At 42.4% G+C, this 15,237-nt stretch carries 7 protein-coding genes, 21 tRNA genes and 2 rRNA genes; 1 reads left to right on the top strand and 29 read right to left on the bottom strand.

Translation table 11 applies throughout. The annotated features are described in order from the left end of the window. Nucleotides 1–26: 26 nt before the first annotated feature. The 6 genes from QUG14_RS24065 to QUG14_RS24040 form a co-directional block, all read right to left on the bottom strand. Complete coding sequence (locus tag QUG14_RS24065; RefSeq protein ID WP_289342969.1) at nucleotides 27–2,420, bottom strand: glycogen/starch/alpha-glucan phosphorylase; 2,394 nt, start codon at nucleotides 2,418–2,420, stop codon at nucleotides 27–29. Continuing rightward, the gene (gene glgA, locus QUG14_RS24060) at nucleotides 2,410–3,858 is read right to left on the bottom strand and encodes a glycogen synthase GlgA (RefSeq protein ID WP_289342967.1); all 1,449 of its coding nucleotides are present in this window, start codon (nucleotides 3,856–3,858) and stop codon (nucleotides 2,410–2,412) included. Before glgA ends, QUG14_RS24065 begins: the two co-directional genes overlap by 11 nt. Beyond that, nucleotides 3,855–4,886: a GlgC family sugar phosphate nucleotidyltransferase gene (locus QUG14_RS24055; protein WP_289342965.1), complete on the bottom strand. Its 1,032-nt coding sequence runs from the start codon at nucleotides 4,884–4,886 to the stop codon at nucleotides 3,855–3,857. The genes glgA and QUG14_RS24055 overlap by 4 nt, the downstream gene beginning before the upstream one ends. Nucleotides 4,887–4,906: 20 nt before the next feature. Next, a complete protein-coding gene (locus QUG14_RS24050) occupies nucleotides 4,907–6,052 on the bottom strand; it encodes a glucose-1-phosphate adenylyltransferase (protein WP_289342964.1) in 1,146 nt (381 codons plus the stop codon). Beyond that, complete coding sequence (glgB, locus tag QUG14_RS24045) at nucleotides 5,994–7,940, bottom strand: 1,4-alpha-glucan branching protein GlgB (protein WP_289342963.1); 1,947 nt, start codon at nucleotides 7,938–7,940, stop codon at nucleotides 5,994–5,996. Before glgB ends, QUG14_RS24050 begins: the two co-directional genes overlap by 59 nt. Nucleotides 7,941–8,591: 651 nt before the next feature. After that, complete coding sequence (locus QUG14_RS24040; RefSeq protein ID WP_289342962.1) at nucleotides 8,592–8,831, bottom strand: hypothetical protein; 240 nt, start codon at nucleotides 8,829–8,831, stop codon at nucleotides 8,592–8,594. Between the two features lie 133 nt (nucleotides 8,832–8,964). Between QUG14_RS24040 and QUG14_RS24035 the strand changes: the two genes are divergently transcribed. Beyond that, nucleotides 8,965–9,171, top strand: a complete 207-nt coding sequence (locus QUG14_RS24035; RefSeq protein ID WP_289342960.1) for a hypothetical protein — start codon at nucleotides 8,965–8,967, stop codon at nucleotides 9,169–9,171. 422 nt (nucleotides 9,172–9,593) lie between these two features. Here the strand turns inward: QUG14_RS24035 and QUG14_RS24030 are convergent. The 23 genes from QUG14_RS24030 to QUG14_RS23920 form a co-directional block, all read right to left on the bottom strand. Continuing rightward, a tRNA-Glu gene (locus QUG14_RS24030) sits at nucleotides 9,594–9,665 on the bottom strand. A gap of 10 nt (nucleotides 9,666–9,675) precedes the next feature. Further along, nucleotides 9,676–9,766, bottom strand: a tRNA-Ser gene (locus tag QUG14_RS24025). 7 nt (nucleotides 9,767–9,773) lie between these two features. Further along, nucleotides 9,774–9,848 (bottom strand) — tRNA-Asn (locus tag QUG14_RS24020). Between the two features lie 35 nt (nucleotides 9,849–9,883). Beyond that, nucleotides 9,884–9,960: transfer RNA gene (locus tag QUG14_RS24015), tRNA-Ile, on the bottom strand. Nucleotides 9,961–9,967: 7 nt separating this feature from the next. Further along, nucleotides 9,968–10,041, bottom strand: a tRNA-Gly gene (locus QUG14_RS24010). Between the two features lie 18 nt (nucleotides 10,042–10,059). Further along, nucleotides 10,060–10,135: transfer RNA gene (locus QUG14_RS24005), tRNA-His, on the bottom strand. A gap of 28 nt (nucleotides 10,136–10,163) precedes the next feature. Then, nucleotides 10,164–10,239: transfer RNA gene (locus QUG14_RS24000), tRNA-Phe, on the bottom strand. 48 nt (nucleotides 10,240–10,287) lie between these two features. Further along, nucleotides 10,288–10,364: transfer RNA gene (locus QUG14_RS23995), tRNA-Asp, on the bottom strand. A 3-nt stretch (nucleotides 10,365–10,367) separates the two neighbouring features. After that, nucleotides 10,368–10,441: transfer RNA gene (locus tag QUG14_RS23990), tRNA-Met, on the bottom strand. Nucleotides 10,442–10,587: 146 nt separating this feature from the next. Further along, nucleotides 10,588–10,680 (bottom strand) — tRNA-Ser (locus QUG14_RS23985). A gap of 17 nt (nucleotides 10,681–10,697) precedes the next feature. Then, nucleotides 10,698–10,774 (bottom strand) — tRNA-Ile (locus QUG14_RS23980). A gap of 32 nt (nucleotides 10,775–10,806) precedes the next feature. Next, nucleotides 10,807–10,883: transfer RNA gene (locus QUG14_RS23975), tRNA-Met, on the bottom strand. A 74-nt stretch (nucleotides 10,884–10,957) separates the two neighbouring features. Continuing rightward, nucleotides 10,958–11,033: transfer RNA gene (locus QUG14_RS23970), tRNA-Ala, on the bottom strand. Between the two features lie 20 nt (nucleotides 11,034–11,053). After that, nucleotides 11,054–11,130, bottom strand: a tRNA-Pro gene (locus QUG14_RS23965). 7 nt (nucleotides 11,131–11,137) lie between these two features. Continuing rightward, nucleotides 11,138–11,214: transfer RNA gene (locus QUG14_RS23960), tRNA-Arg, on the bottom strand. Nucleotides 11,215–11,241: 27 nt separating this feature from the next. Next, nucleotides 11,242–11,330, bottom strand: a tRNA-Leu gene (locus QUG14_RS23955). Between the two features lie 5 nt (nucleotides 11,331–11,335). After that, nucleotides 11,336–11,410: transfer RNA gene (locus QUG14_RS23950), tRNA-Gly, on the bottom strand. A 39-nt stretch (nucleotides 11,411–11,449) separates the two neighbouring features. After that, a tRNA-Leu gene (locus QUG14_RS23945) sits at nucleotides 11,450–11,531 on the bottom strand. Between the two features lie 59 nt (nucleotides 11,532–11,590). Further along, nucleotides 11,591–11,666 (bottom strand) — tRNA-Lys (locus QUG14_RS23940). A gap of 103 nt (nucleotides 11,667–11,769) precedes the next feature. Beyond that, nucleotides 11,770–11,845, bottom strand: a tRNA-Thr gene (locus QUG14_RS23935). 34 nt (nucleotides 11,846–11,879) lie between these two features. After that, nucleotides 11,880–11,955: transfer RNA gene (locus tag QUG14_RS23930), tRNA-Val, on the bottom strand. Between the two features lie 9 nt (nucleotides 11,956–11,964). Further along, a 5S ribosomal RNA gene (gene rrf, locus QUG14_RS23925) occupies nucleotides 11,965–12,080 on the bottom strand. Nucleotides 12,081–12,211: 131 nt separating this feature from the next. After that, nucleotides 12,212–15,148: ribosomal RNA gene (locus QUG14_RS23920) — 23S ribosomal RNA — on the bottom strand. Between the last annotated feature and the right edge of the window lie 89 nt (nucleotides 15,149–15,237).

The raw sequence follows: 15,237 nt of genomic DNA, 5'->3' as shown, positions 1-15,237 counted from the left end.
GCTTTTAACAGCAGAAGCCTTTTTATTTATAGAGGTTTTATTTCCCAAATATTGTCCGCATACTCCTTGATTGTCCGATCACTCGAAAAATAACCTGCATGTGCAATGTTTACTAGACACTTCTTTTGCCAGATTTGCTGATTTCTAAAGGTCTCCCCAATTGCCTTCTGAGTATCCGCATATGAAGCAAAATCCTTTAGTACAAAGTACTGGTCATTTTCCTCAAGCAAAGAGTCAAAAATTGGTTCAAATTCGTTATAAACACCTGGAAAGAATCCATTAACTAGTTGATCCACAGCTTGTCGGATACGGCTGTCATGGTGGTAATATTCTATCGATTGATAGCCTCCATGCTGGTAAAAGTGTAGGACCTCATCCGCAGAAAGCCCGAATGTAAAGATATTCTCATCCCCAACTAACTCATGAATTTCGATATTTGCTCCATCCATTGTTCCAACTGTCAGTGCACCATTAATCATAAATTTCATGTTACCAGTACCGGATGCCTCTTTACTTGCAGTAGAAATCTGTTCACTTAAATCAGCAGCAGGAAATACTTTTTCTGCGAGTGAAACGCGGTAGTTTTCAAGGAAAACAACTTTCATTTTATCTCCAATAAAAGGATCATTATTAACCTTCTCAGCTACAGTATTGATAAGTTTAATAATCTTTTTCGCGTAATAGTAACCCGGAGATGCTTTTGCTCCAAAAATAAATACTCGTGGAACCATTGAAAAGCTTGAATCCTCTTTTAATCGATTATAAAGATACATGATATGCAATACCTTTAGAAGCTGTCTCTTATAGGCATGCAGACGCTTTACTTGGACATCAAAGATTGCTGAGGAATCAACAACAATACCATTCTTATTCTGGATAACTTCAGCAAGACGCTGCTTGTTATCCGTTTTTATTTTTAGAAGTTGTTCCATGAAGGATGAATCATTTTGAAATTTAAGTAATTGAATTAAATCCGTTGGTGATTGAGTCCATGAAGAACCAATGGAATTGGTAATTAAGTTTGATAAATCAGGATTTCCCTTTAAAAGCCAGCGGCGGTGGGCAATTCCATTCGTTTTATTATTAAATTTTTCCGGAAACAGTTGATAAAACTGATTCATTTCCCGAGTCTTTAGAATTTCTGTGTGCAGTTTAGCAACTCCATTTACACTGAAACTTCCGACAATCGCTAAATGAGCCATTTTTACATAGCCGTCAGCGATGATCGCCAACTTTGCAATCTTATCCCAATCCCCAGTGTATTGATCCCATAAATCTCCGCAAAACCGTTCATTTATTTCTTCTACAATCATGTAGATTCGTGGTAATAGCGGCTGGAATATCCGAATTGGCCACTTTTCCAATGCTTCGGATAAGGTCGTATGATTTGTATAGGAGATCGTATTCCTTGTAATATACCAGGCAAGGTCCCAATCAAAACCTTCCTCATCAATGAGGATTCTCATTAATTCAGGAATGGCCAAGACAGGATGGGTATCATTAATGTGAATACAAACATGTTGATGAAGTTCCTTTAGATTGCCGTGTTGTTTCCGATACGTTTTGATGATAGATTGAATACTTGCAGATACTAAAAAGTATTGCTGCTTAAGCCTCAGTATTTTCCCTTCATCATGCGTATCATCCGGATAGAGGAATTCTGAAACTAATTCGGTTTCACGTTTATATTTTAAAATATCCTCATGGATGGGGAATTGTGAAGGTTCCGCATTCCATAGTCTTAATGTGTTAACTGTTTCAGAATTAAAGCCAATAACTGGCATATCATGTGGAACTGCCGTTACCGTTTCAGCATTTAAATGTTGGAAAATTAAACGTCCGTTTTCCGTTCTTCCTTCGACCTTGCCCCAAAATGGTATTTTCACAGCTAAGTCAGCTTTCCGGACTTCCCATACATTTCCACTCCTGAGCCACTGTTCCGGAAGTTCTACTTGATACCCATCCACTATTTTTTGTTCAAATAAACCGTGCTTATAGCGAATTCCATGACCGTGTCCTGGAAGATTTAGCGAGGCCAGGGAATCTAGGAAACAAGCGGCTAATCTACCTAAGCCGCCATTACCTAAACCCGCATCACTTTCCAGTTCCTCTAGGTTACCTAAATCGATACCAAGTTCGCTTAGACCAACTTGTACGGTTTCTTCGATTCCCAAATTAATTAGGTTTTGCCGCAGGAGCTTTCCTAACAAATATTCGATCGATAAATAATAGACTTGTTTTCCTTTTGCAGCCAGGTATCGCTCATTTGTTTTTATCCAATCATGACTAACAAATTCGCGGATCATAATTCCAAGTGTTTGGTAATGGTCTCTCTCGGAGCTTTCAGAGAAGCTCTTACCACAAACCATATTCAACCTCTTAAGAAAAGTGTTCTTAAACTCAGTTGTATTAGAAAACATGGGTTTCACTCCTCGAGATCAGCTCTGCATATAGCTGATTATACTTAAATGCAGACTGGGCCCAGCTGTTATCCTTTTCCATCGCTTTTTGAACAATCGTTTCCCAAGCAGGGTCATGATAATAGCGTAAAGCCCTTCTAATTGTATATAGCATGTCATGGGCATTAAAATTTTTGAAAGAAAATCCATTTCCCTCATTGGTAATCTCATTCCAAGATTGTACTGTGTCATTTAGCCCGCCTGTTTCACGCACAATTGGCACCGCTCCGTACTTCATGGCAATTAGTTGGCCAAGTCCGCATGGCTCAAATAATGATGGCATGAGAAAAAGGTCTGCAGCCGCATATAACTTATGGGCCAGTCCCTCACTAAAACCAATATGAACCTTTAGTTTATCTGGATAGGAATTTGCTGCTTGACGTAAATATTCCTCATATCCATAGTCTCCAGTGCCGAGTACTACCATTTGAATGTCTTCATGAAGAATATCTCGTAAAACACATTTAACGAGATCTAAGCCTTTTTGTTTTGTAAGCCTAGTAATCATCACCATTAATGGTGTGTTGGGGCTCTGTGGCAATCCAAAGTATTTTTGAATTTCACTTTTGTTAATTGCCTTATTTTCAAGATTATTTAAGGTAAACGTTTTATAGAGCAGCGAGTCGTCAGCGGGATTATAAAATTTGTCATCAATTCCATTTAGAATACCAATAAGATCTTCTTCTCTCGTTCTCAAAAGACCATCCAACTTTTCCCCATATGTAGGTGTTTGGATTTCTTGTTTATAAGTTGGGCTGACAGTCGTAATTTCGTCTGCTGCCACCAATGCACCCTTCATAAAGTTAATACAGCCAAAGAATTCCAAATGTTCCGGGTGGAACGCTTCCCAATCTAAGCCTAGCAAGTCCCCAAGTGTCTCCCTTGGAAAGATACCTTGAAATTGAAGATTATGAATCGTGAATACTGTACGAATTAGTCCATAGCCTTTTCGCTTGTAATATTCCATTCTTAATAAAAATGGAATCATGGCTGTATGCCAGTCATGGCAATGCAGGACATCTGGATAAAAGTCAAGGTGTGCTAATGCTTCCAACACAGCACGATTAAAATATGCGAATCTCTCGCCATCATCATAATATCCATAAAAACCTTCACGTTTAAAATAATATTCATTATCAACAAAGTAGTAGGTTAATCCTTGATAAGATAGTTCCTCAATTCCACAATATTGATTTCTCCAGCCAACGGGAACGGTGAATTCTTTTATTTTTTTCATCTCTGCCTTAAACTCTTCGTCAATACTTCCATACTTAGGAAGGATGACCCTCACATCAGTACCAAGACTCTTCAGTTCTTTAGGCAGGGAGCCTGCCACGTCGGCAAGCCCCCCTGATTTAGCAAATGGACCACATTCTGAAACAGCAAATAATACTTTCACGAGTTCATCAGCGCTCCTTGTTTCGTACCTTTTCGCACGACAAAAGGATCCTTAGCGGTACCAGTTAAAATTGTACCAGCCTCAACCTTTACGTCTTTATCCAAAATAACGGAATCAAGATAACAATTATCTTCAATCACGCACTTTTGCATGATAATACAATTCTTAATAACTGCACCTTTTCCAATTTTAACGCCCCTAGAGATGATACTATTTTCAACTCTGCCATTTATTAAGCAGCCATTGGCAATCATTGCATTTTGTACGGTAGATCCTTTTAAATATCTCGTTGGGGGTTCATCTTTAACCTTCGTCAGGATAGGTTGTTCTTTAATAAATAATTGCTTCCAGACATCGGAGTTCAATAAATTTAAACTAGTAGAGAAATAGTTTTGAATCGTGTTTATCATCACCGCATAACCGGAATATTCATAGCGGCAAATGGAGTAGAAATGTTCAGGGTCTAAAACGACATCCTTCATGCATGTATACCCTGTTTCATTTCTTGTTTCAATTAATTTTACAAGTAAAGAGGTTTTCACTAAATACATCTTCATAGGTGTTCCATTTTCATGGAAGATTTCGGTTATATCACACCCTGAATGCATATGCCAGTCTAACAATGGCGCGAAATCCATATTGAAAACAGTATAACAATTGGTAATTAAAGAATACTCTTGAGAACTGCGGTAAAAGAAATCTAAGTTAGCAGCAAAGTTTTCAAATGACCCAATTTTATTGATGTCTGAATCCACCACAGGAGTAGGAAAAAAGAAAAGACCATCGCGCTTCCGATTTAAGTCCCAATTCTTCCCTGAACCGAGGTGATCCATTAACGAACGATACATCATCTTTGGAAAAATGGCTACGCTTCTAATTCCTGAATTCACCATATTAGAAAGTACAAAATCAATAATGCGATAACGTCCCGCAAAAGGCAGGGCTGCAAGTGAACGATGTGTTAAAAGTTCCTCTAAATCTTCATGATAAGTTGTTGCATCAATTACACCTAATAGCTTTCTCTTCAACACTAGTCCCTCCCTATTTATTAAAAAGCAGGATGTAACCCGCTTAACATTTCTTTCGTTACAAGAACAATTTCATCGTCAAATGAACGAATTACCGTTCCATCTGGAACAACAACGTCACTTGGAACAATCGCTTTTTCAATCTTAACGTTTTCACCTATTACAGCATCAGGCATAATAACAGATTCCTTTATAATAGATCCTTTACCGACACTAACACCTTGGAATAATACAGAATTATCTATTTCGCCTTCAATCGTACAGCCCTCATTAATTAGCGATTCCTTTACAATAGCCTCAGGAGAGATATATTGAGGAGGCTGATTAGGGTTTACCGAATAAATTCTCCAATCATGATCAAACAGGTCCAAATCACATTCATCATCCAATAGGTCCATATTCGCTTCCCAAAGACTCTTAACTGTACCTACATCCTTCCAATAACCTTTGAATGGGTAGGCAAAGAGTTTCTTATTTTCATCTAACATCAAAGGAATGATATCTTTACCAAAGTCATGTGAAGATTTAGTATTCCTAGCGTCCATTTCTAAATATTCTTTTAATACACTCCAGCTAAAAATATAGATACCCATTGAGGCTAAATTATTTTTTGGCTCTGCTGGCTTCTCTTCAAACTCTACTATTCTCAAATCCTCGTTTGTGTTCATAATTCCAAAACGGCTTGCTTCTGCCCAAGGAACCTCGATTAAAGAAATAGTTGCATCTGCTCTTTTTTCGATATGATATTCCAACATACTCTCATAATTCATTTTGTAAATATGATCGCCTGAAAGAATCAGTACATAATCCGGCTGGTACTGCTTTAAGTAATTAAGGTTTTGATAAATGGCACTTGCCGTTCCGGTATACCATTTTACCTCTGAAGTCTCAGCATATGGTGGTAAAACAGTTACCCCGCCATCCTTTCGGTCAAGGTCCCATGCACTTCCTATACCTATATACGAATTTAATACCAAAGGTTGATACTGCGTTAACACCCCCACTGTATCAATACCTGAATTAGCACAATTACTTAATGGAAAATCAATAATTCTATACTTTCCACCAAAAGGAACAGCAGGTTTTGCCAAATCTTTCGTTAGCGAATTAAGTCTGCTTCCTTTCCCTCCTGCCAACAGCATAGCTACGCACTTTTTCTTTCCCATTCCCTTTTCTCTCCTTTCGTTTTTTAACCGGTCGAATGATCTGAAAGCCAAAAGGCGGTATCGTCACATTAACGGAATATGGTTTTCCATGAAATGGCTCTTCTAAAGCCATAAATGTTTTCTTATTTATATATCCAGAGCCACCAAAGTCTTGATGGTCACTATTTAAAATTTCCCTGAACTCGCCTTGGGCTGGTACTCCAATTTTAAATTCTGGATAGTGAACACCTGTAAAATTACAGATGACAACTAAATAGTCATTTTCAGTCTTGCCGTTTCTAATGAAAGAAAAAACTGATTGGCTTTGATTATTACAGTCAATCCAATCAAAACCTTCATGCATGTGGTCTAACTCGTACAGAGCCTTTGAGCGTTTGTAGAGCTTTGTTAATTGTTTAACATATTGATTTACATTTTGGTGCATTTCATAATCTAACAAATTCCAATCTAACTGTTCTTTGTCTTTCCATTCTGAAAACTGACCTAACTCAAATCCCATAAACAACAGATTTTTTCCAGGGTGGGCAAACATATATCCTAGAAGCAATCGTAATTGTGCGAATTTTTCCCAATAATCACCTGGCATTTTATCTAACAGAGACTTTTTACCATGTACGACTTCATCATGTGATAATGGGAGCATAAAGTTTTCAGTAAAGGCATATAAGAGTGAAAATGTTACTTTATTATGAACGTTTGCTCGTGCAAAGGGCGGTGTTTCCATGTATTTTAAAATGTCATTCATCCAGCCCATATTCCATTTATAATCGAAACCCAGTCCACCATAATGAACAGGAGTTGTAACATTTGGGTAATCTGTTGAATCCTCACCAATCATGACAAAGGTCGGATCATAATCATGTACTTCCACATTTAATTTTTTTAGAAATTCAATTCCAAATGGATTTTCAAGATTTTCTGCTGAATTCGGCCAATAAATGATATTTGCAACAGCATCCATCCTAATTCCATCAATATGAAAATAGTCAATCCAAAAAAATGCATTTGAAATTAAAAAACTTTGAACCTCTCCTTTTCCAAGGTCAAAATTTGCTGTACCCCACACTTTATTTTCCCTGTCACTTTCGGTTTCGTAGGAATAAATATGTGAACCGTCAAACCGATACAAACCATGTGCATCCTTGCAAAAGTGACCAGGTACCCAATCAAGAATGACGCCAATTCCATTCTGATGACATTGATCTACAAAGTACATGAAGTCCTTTGGTGTGCCATAGCGGGAGGTTGCGGAAAAGTATCCAGTTCCTTGATATCCCCAAGAACCGTCAAAGGGGTGCTCAATCAGAGGTAATAATTCAACATGTGTAAATCCATGTTCTAGCACATAAGGAATGAGATGTGTCGCCATTTCCCTATATGTTAAAAAATCGCCATTTTCATGTTTTTTCCAAGATCCAAAATGAAGTTCATAAATTACCTGTGGCTCAGATAAAAAGTTCCTTTTTTCCTTCCGCTGCATCCAATGATTATCCTGCCAATCGTAATCTTTCAAAGAATAAACAATTGAAGCAGTATTTGGCCTAACTTCAGAATAAAAGGCATATGGATCTGATTTTAAAATTCTTTCATTGTCAGCTGTAATTATTTCATATTTATAGAGGCAACCACTCAGGTTTCGGTCAACGACAAAAATCCATACACCTTCATTGTTTACCCTATGTAAATCGTAACCTTCTCCATTCCAGCTATTGAAATTACCAACTAGCCTGACTTGCTTAGCATTTGGAGCCCATACACAAAATCGCGTATAAACTTTGTCCGACTCATTAATTATGTGTGCTCCAAAAAGCTGATGACTTTGAAAAAGGTTTCCCTCATGAAATAAATGCAACTGATAGTCTGTTGGATATAACGTATTCACTGCCATTAATAACCTCATCCTTGTGAAATTGTATTTCAAGGGTTAATTATAAGTGCAAATCACTAATAATCCTCATAAAACTTTTTTATCTTTTCTGACATTTTGTTTTATAAAAGGTCAATTTACGGGATTTTTTTACACCTTTCGACAGGTTCTAACAAGAAATCCTTCAGGAAATGACAAAAATATATAAAGTTTTTTTGTAATTTTGGACAAAAAATATTATTTGATTTATATAAAACTTTAACAAGGAAAAGCATTAAAAAACGAGTAAATGTAAGCGTTATCAACGTTTTTTCCAATTATGAAGGAAAGCGTGAAATTATATTAATATAGTGTATGTCGAGGAAAATCTAGTTCATTTACAATGGGATTGCTTTGGTTGTTTCTTCATATTGTAATGTTTGTTTTTCTTATATAACAACAAATTTTTCGGGGCGAATTATTTGGGTCACTCAAGGGGTGCTGGAGTTACCCACATCGATTTTTAACAAGGTTGTCAGTCACTCCAGGGGGGCTGCAGTGACCCAAATCGATTTTTAACAAGGTTGTCGGTCACTCCAGGGGTGCTGCAGTGACCCAAATCGATTTTTAACAGGCTTTTCGGTCACTCCAGGGGCTGCAGTGACCCAAATCGATTTTCAACAGGTTTTTCGGTCACTCCAGGGGTGCTGCAAGTGACCCAAATCGATTTTCAACAAGCTTTTCGGTCACTCCAGGGGCTGCAGACCCAAATTGATTTTCAACAGGCTTTTCGGTCACTCCAGGGGCTGCAGACCCAAATTGATTTTCAACAGGCTTTTCGGTCACTTCAAGGGGCTGCAGTGACCCAAATCGATTTTCAACAAGCTTTTCGGTCACTCCAGGGGTGCCGCAGTGACCCAAATCGATTTTCAACAGGCTTTTCGGTCACTCCAGGGGCTGCAGTGACCCAAATTGATTTTCAACAAGCTTTTCGGTCACTCCAGGGGTGCTGCAGTGACCCAAATCGATTTTCAAAAAGCTTTTCGGTCACTCCAGGGGTGCCGCAGTGACCCAAATCGATTTTCAACAGGCTTGTCGGTCACTCCAGGGGTGCTGCAGTGACCAAACCGATTTTCAACAAGCTAGTCGGTCACTCCAGGGGCTGCAGACCCAAATTGATTTTCAACAGGCTTTTCGGTCACTCCAAGGGGGCTGCAGTGACCCAAATCGATTTTCAACAAGCTTTTCGGTCACTCCAGGGGGGCTGCAGTGACCCAAATCGATTTTCAACAAGCTTTTCGGTCACTCCAGGGGGGCTGCAGTGACCTAAATCGATTTTCAACAGGCTTTTCGGTCACTCCAAGGGTGCCGGAGTGACCAAATCGATTTTCAACAGGCTTTTCGGTCACTCCAAGGGTGCCGGAGTGACCCAAACCGATTTTCAACAAGCCTTTGGGCTGGATTGATCTTATGTATATTCCACTGGCTTTCGTGGCACTATAGATTTTTCATAGTTACCAAAATCCAGTTTGCTGCTACGTTCCGGTCACTATACCTTGAGTAAATGAGTATTCACTTCTATTCATTTAGATCTTACCGAAGTTATTCCTACATAGTAGATAGAAGCATTGTAAATATTATTAATAAAAATAAACACAAAAAAACTGATGATAAAATATCATCAGCCTTTTTGTATGACCCCTACGGGATTCGAACCCGTGTTACCTCCGTGAAAGGGAGGTGTCTTAACCACTTGACCAAGGGGCCTTAAATTTTATGGCGGAGAAGGAGGGATTTGAACCCTCGCGCCGGTTACCCGACCTACACCCTTAGCAGGGGCGCCTCTTCAGCCTCTTGAGTACTTCCCCATAAAAATGGCTCCGCAGGTAGGACTCGAACCTACGACCGATCGGTTAACAGCCGATAGCTCTACCACTGAGCTACTGCGGAACAATAGAAATTTATTTTGCATTCGCAAAATACTATGGTGGGCCTAAATGGACTCGAACCATCGACCTCACGCTTATCAGGCGTGCGCTCTAACCAGCTGAGCTATAGGCCCATAAATTTGGAGCGGGTGATGAGAATCGAACTCACAACATCAGCTTGGAAGGCTGAGGTTTTACCACTAAACTACACCCGCATTTTATAATTTAATAGATGGGGCGACTGATGGGAATCGAACCCACGAATGCCTGAACCACAATCAGGTGCGTTAACCACTTCGCCACAATCGCCATCATAATAGTTTTTATCTAAAATAAATGGTGGCTCAGGACGGAATCGAACCGCCGACACAAGGATTTTCAGTCCTTTGCTCTACCGACTGAGCTACTGAGCCATACTATAATGCCCCTTTTCCAAATAGTCAAATGACTTTTAAGAAAAATGGCGGTCTGGACGGGACTCGAACCCGCGACCTCCTGCGTGACAGGCAGGCATTCTAACCAACTGAACTACCAGACCAAATTGCGGGGACAGGATTTGAACCTGCGACCTTCGGGTTATGAGCCCGACGAGCTACCAGACTGCTCCACCCCGCGACAATAAAAATTATCACATTTAATTCTTGCCCATAGTTTTGTATGGACTGTATCAATCTCAGAAAGCTAATTCAAGCAGCAGTTTGATTGATACTACTTGCAGTTAAATCATTGAAATAACACTCGTTGCTGAAGTAATAATAATATGGCGGAGGAAGAGGGATTCGAACCCCCGCGCGGTTTAACCCGCCTGTCGGTTTTCAAGACCGATCCCTTCAGCCGGACTTGGGTATTCCTCCATATTATATAAAATTATTGGTGGACCTTGTAGGACTCGAACCTACGACCGGACGGTTATGAGCCGTCTGCTCTAACCAGCTGAGCTAAAGGTCCTCATATTTATTATTTTGCTTTGCAAAAAATATTGGTAGCGGCGGAGGGGATCGAACCCCCGACCTTACGGGTATGAACCGTACGCTCTAGCCAGCTGAGCTACACCGCCAAATATTTAAAAGAATTACAAGTTGATTTCACTACTGTGAAAAAACTTTGATTATTTTGCTTCGCAAAAAATCTTGGTGGAGCCTAGCGGGATCGAACCGCTGACCTCCTGCGTGCAAAGCAGGCGCTCTCCCAGCTGAGCTAAGGCCCCATTTAGTTATTTTAGAAGAATGGTCGGGAAGACAGGATTCGAACCTGCGACCCCTTGGTCCCAAACCAAGTGCTCTACCAAGCTGAGCTACTTCCCGTAAAATATGGCGCGCCCGAAAGGAGTCGAACCCATAACCTTCTGATCCGTAGTCAGACACTCTATCCAATTGAGCTACGGGCGCATTATCTTACTAAGTTTTTATAAAGAATGGTGCCGAGGACCGGAATCGAACCGGTACGGTAGTCACCTACCGCAGGATTTTAAGTCCTGTGCGTCTGCCAGTTCCGCCACCCCGGCATCATTGGAGCGGAAGACGGGATTCGAACCCGCGACCCCCACCTTGGCAAGGTGGTGTTCTACCACTGAACTACTTCCGCATATATGATTTAATAATTTATTATCGTAAAAAACATAAGTGCGGGTGAAGGGAGTCGAACCCCCACGCCTTGCGGCGCCAGATCCTAAGTCTGGTGCGTCTGCCAATTCCGCCACACCCGCATATTGTAAACTATTTTGCTATCGCAAAAAACCTTGTTTATTTTCTTATGAAAATAACTTGGTGAGCCATGAAGGACTCGAACCTTCGACCCTCTGATTAAAAGTCAGATGCTCTACCAACTGAGCTAATGGCTCGATCAATTAGTTTTTAGAAAACTAACTAGTATTTTTTATGCTTAAAATCCCTTCGGAATTTCTCAGATACTCCCGTTGATATAAATCAACGAAGCAAGAAGCATGGTGCCGGCGAGAGGACTTGAACCCCCAACCTACTGATTACAAGTCAGTTGCTCTACCAATTGAGCTACCCCGGCAAATATTGTAATGTTTTTACTAGGTAAAAAGAAATGGTGGAGGATGACGGGATCGAACCGCCGACCCTCTGCTTGTAAGGCAGATGCTCTCCCAGCTGAGCTAATCCTCCAAATATAAAGCCTGGCAACGTCCTACTCTCACAGGGACAAAGTCCCAACTACCATCGGCGCTGAGAAGCTTAACTTCCGTGTTCGGTATGGGAACGGGTGTGACCTTCTCGCCATTATTGCCAGACTATTTTTCTCAAAGACATTTATTATTATACTGTCTTTTTGAGATTTTTCAAGAGGTTTTTGAAAAAAATTCATTCCCTCAAAACTAGATAATTTCAGAAGAAGTTTGTAAAACGAGTTTCGCTTATAAAATTGGTTAAGTCCTCGAACGATTAGTATCAGTCAGCTCCACATGTTACCACGCTTCCACCTCTGACCTATCAACCTGATCATCTTTCAGGGTTCTTACTAGCTTTACGCTATGGGAAATCTCATCTTGAGGGGGGCTTCATGCTTAGATGCTTTCAGCACTTATCCCGTCCGCACATAGCTACCCAGCGATGCCTTTGGCAAGACAACTGGTACACCAGCGGTGCGTCCATCCCGGTCCTCTCGTACTAAGGACAGCTCCTCTCAAATTTCCTGCGCCCACGACGGATAGGGACCGAACTGTCTCACGACGTTCTGAACCCAGCTCGCGTACCGCTTTAATGGGCGAACAGCCCAACCCTTGGGACCGACTACAGCCCCAGGATGCGATGAGCCGACATCGAGGTGCCAAACCTCCCCGTCGATGTGGACTCTTGGGGGAGATAAGCCTGTTATCCCCGGGGTAGCTTTTATCCGTTGAGCGATGGCCCTTCCATGCGGAACCACCGGATCACTAAGCCCGACTTTCGTCCCTGCTCGACTTGTAGGTCTCGCAGTCAAGCTCCCTTGTGCCTTTACACTCTGCGAATGATTTCCAACCATTCTGAGGGAACCTTTGGGCGCCTCCGTTACTCTTTAGGAGGCGACCGCCCCAGTCAAACTGCCCACCTGACACTGTCTCCCACCCCGATAAGGGGTGCGGGTTAGAATTTCAATACAGCCAGGGTAGTATCCCACCGACGCCTCCACCGAAGCTGGCGCTCCGGTTTCTCAGGCTCCTACCTATCCTGTACAAGCTGTACCAAAATTCAATATCAGGCTACAGTAAAGCTCCACGGGGTCTTTCCGTCCTGTCGCGGGTAACCTGCATCTTCACAGGTACTATAATTTCACCGAGTCTCTCGTTGAGACAGTGCCCAGATCGTTACGCCTTTCGTGCGGGTCGGAACTTACCCGACAAGGAATTTCGCTACCTTAGGACCGTTATAGTTACGGCCGCCGTTTACTGGGGCTTCGATTCAGAGCTTCGCTTGCGCTAACCCCTCCTCTTAACCTTCCAGCACCGGGCAGGCGTCAGCCCCTATACTTCGCCTTGCGGCTTCGCAGAGACCTGTGTTTTTGCTAAACAGTCGCCTGGGCCTATTCACTGCGGCTCTTCGAGGCTATTCACCTCAAAAAGCACCCCTTCTCCCGAAGTTACGGGGTCATTTTGCCGAGTTCCTTAACGAGAGTTCTCTCGCTCACCTTAGGATTCTCTCCTCGCCTACCTGTGTCGGTTTGCGGTACGGGCACCTTTTATCTCGCTAGAGGCTTTTCTTGGCAGTGTGGAATCAGGAACTTCGGTACTATATTTCCCTCGCCATCACAGCTCAGCCTTTACGGTAAGCGGATTTTCCTACTTACCAGCCTAACTGCTTGGACGCGCATATCCAACAGCGCGCTTACCCTATCCTCCTGCGTCCCCCCATCACTCAAACGATAAAGAGGTGGTACAGGAATATCAACCTGTTGTCCATCGCCTACGCCTTTCGGCCTCGGCTTAGGTCCCGACTAACCCTGAGAGGACGAGCCTTCCTCAGGAAACCTTAGGCATACGGTGGACGGGATTCTCACCCGTCTTTCGCTACTCATACCGGCATTCTCACTTCTAAGCGCTCCACCAGTCCTTACGGTCTAGCTTCAACGCCCTTAGAACGCTCTCCTACCACTGACACCATACGGTGTCAATCCACAGCTTCGGTGTTACGTTTAGCCCCGGTACATTTTCGGCGCAGAGTCACTCGACCAGTGAGCTATTACGCACTCTTTAAATGGTGGCTGCTTCTAAGCCAACATCCTGGTTGTCTAAGCAACTCCACATCCTTTTCCACTTAACGTAAACTTTGGGACCTTAGCTGGTGGTCTGGGCTGTTTCCCTTTTGACTACGGATCTTATCACTCGCAGTCTGACTCCCACGGATAAGTCTTTGGCATTCGGAGTTTGTCTGAATTCGGTAACCCGATGAGGGCCCCTAGTCCAAACAGTGCTCTACCTCCAAGACTCTTACAACGTGAGGCTAGCCCTAAAGCTATTTCGGAGAGAACCAGCTATCTCCAAGTTCGATTGGAATTTCTCCGCTACCCACACCTCATCCCCGCACTTTTCAACGTGCGTGGGTTCGGGCCTCCATCCAGTGTTACCTGGACTTCACCCTGGACATGGGTAGATCACCTGGTTTCGGGTCTACGACCACATACTCAAACGCCCTATTCAGACTCGCTTTCGCTGCGGCTCCGTCTCTTCAACTTAACCTTGCATGTAATCGTAACTCGCCGGTTCATTCTACAAAAGGCACGCCATCACCCATGAACGGGCTCTGACTACTTGTAGGCACACGGTTTCAGGATCTTTTTCACTCCCCTTCCGGGGTGCTTTTCACCTTTCCCTCACGGTACTGGTTCACTATCGGTCACTAGGGAGTATTTAGCCTTGGGAGATGGTCCTCCCAGCTTCCGACCGGATTTCTCGTGTCCGGCCGTACTCAGGATCCACTCAGGAGGGAACGAAGTTTCAACTACAGGGTTTTTACCTTCTATGACGGACCTTTCCAGATCGCTTCATCTACCCCGTTCCTTTGTAACTCCATGTTGAGTGTCCTACAACCCCAAGAGGCAAGCCTCTTGGTTTGGGCTATGTCCCGTTTCGCTCGCCGCTACTCAGGGAATCGCGTTTGCTTTCTCTTCCTCCGGGTACTTAGATGTTTCAGTTCCCCGGGTCTGCCTTCAATACCCTATGTATTCAGGTAAAGATACTGCTCCATTACGAGCAGTGGGTTCCCCCATTCGGAAATCTCCGGATCAAAGCTTACTTACAGCTCCCCGAAGCATATCGGTGTTAGTCCCGTCCTTCATCGGCTCCTAGTGCCAAGGCATCCACCGTGCGCCCTTTCTAACTTAACCTAAAAGGTTATTTTCTTCTTAATTGCTTAAGAGAGAAAAACTAATGTGGCGATTCTCGGTTTTACTTTGACTTCTTCTTACGATTATCT

This window comes from Neobacillus sp. CF12 (assembly GCF_030348765.1).
Classification (GTDB): Bacteria; Bacillota; Bacilli; order Bacillales; family Cytobacillaceae; genus Neobacillus.
The sequence above is the reverse complement of the archived record's forward strand: the minus strand, read 5'-3'. Positions and strand labels throughout refer to the sequence as shown.

Bases quoted from the DNA above. Each gene is read 5' to 3' on its own strand.
- QUG14_RS24065 (WP_289342969.1), bottom strand. From the start codon at position 2,420: ATGTTTTCTAATACAACTGAGTTTAAGAACACTTTTCTTAAGAGGTTG.
- QUG14_RS24050 (WP_289342964.1), bottom strand. From the start codon at position 6,052: ATGGGAAAGAAAAAGTGCGTAGCTATGCTGTTGGCAGGAGGGAAAGGA.
- glgB (WP_289342963.1), bottom strand. From the start codon at position 7,940: ATGGCAGTGAATACGTTATATCCAACAGACTATCAGTTGCATTTATTT.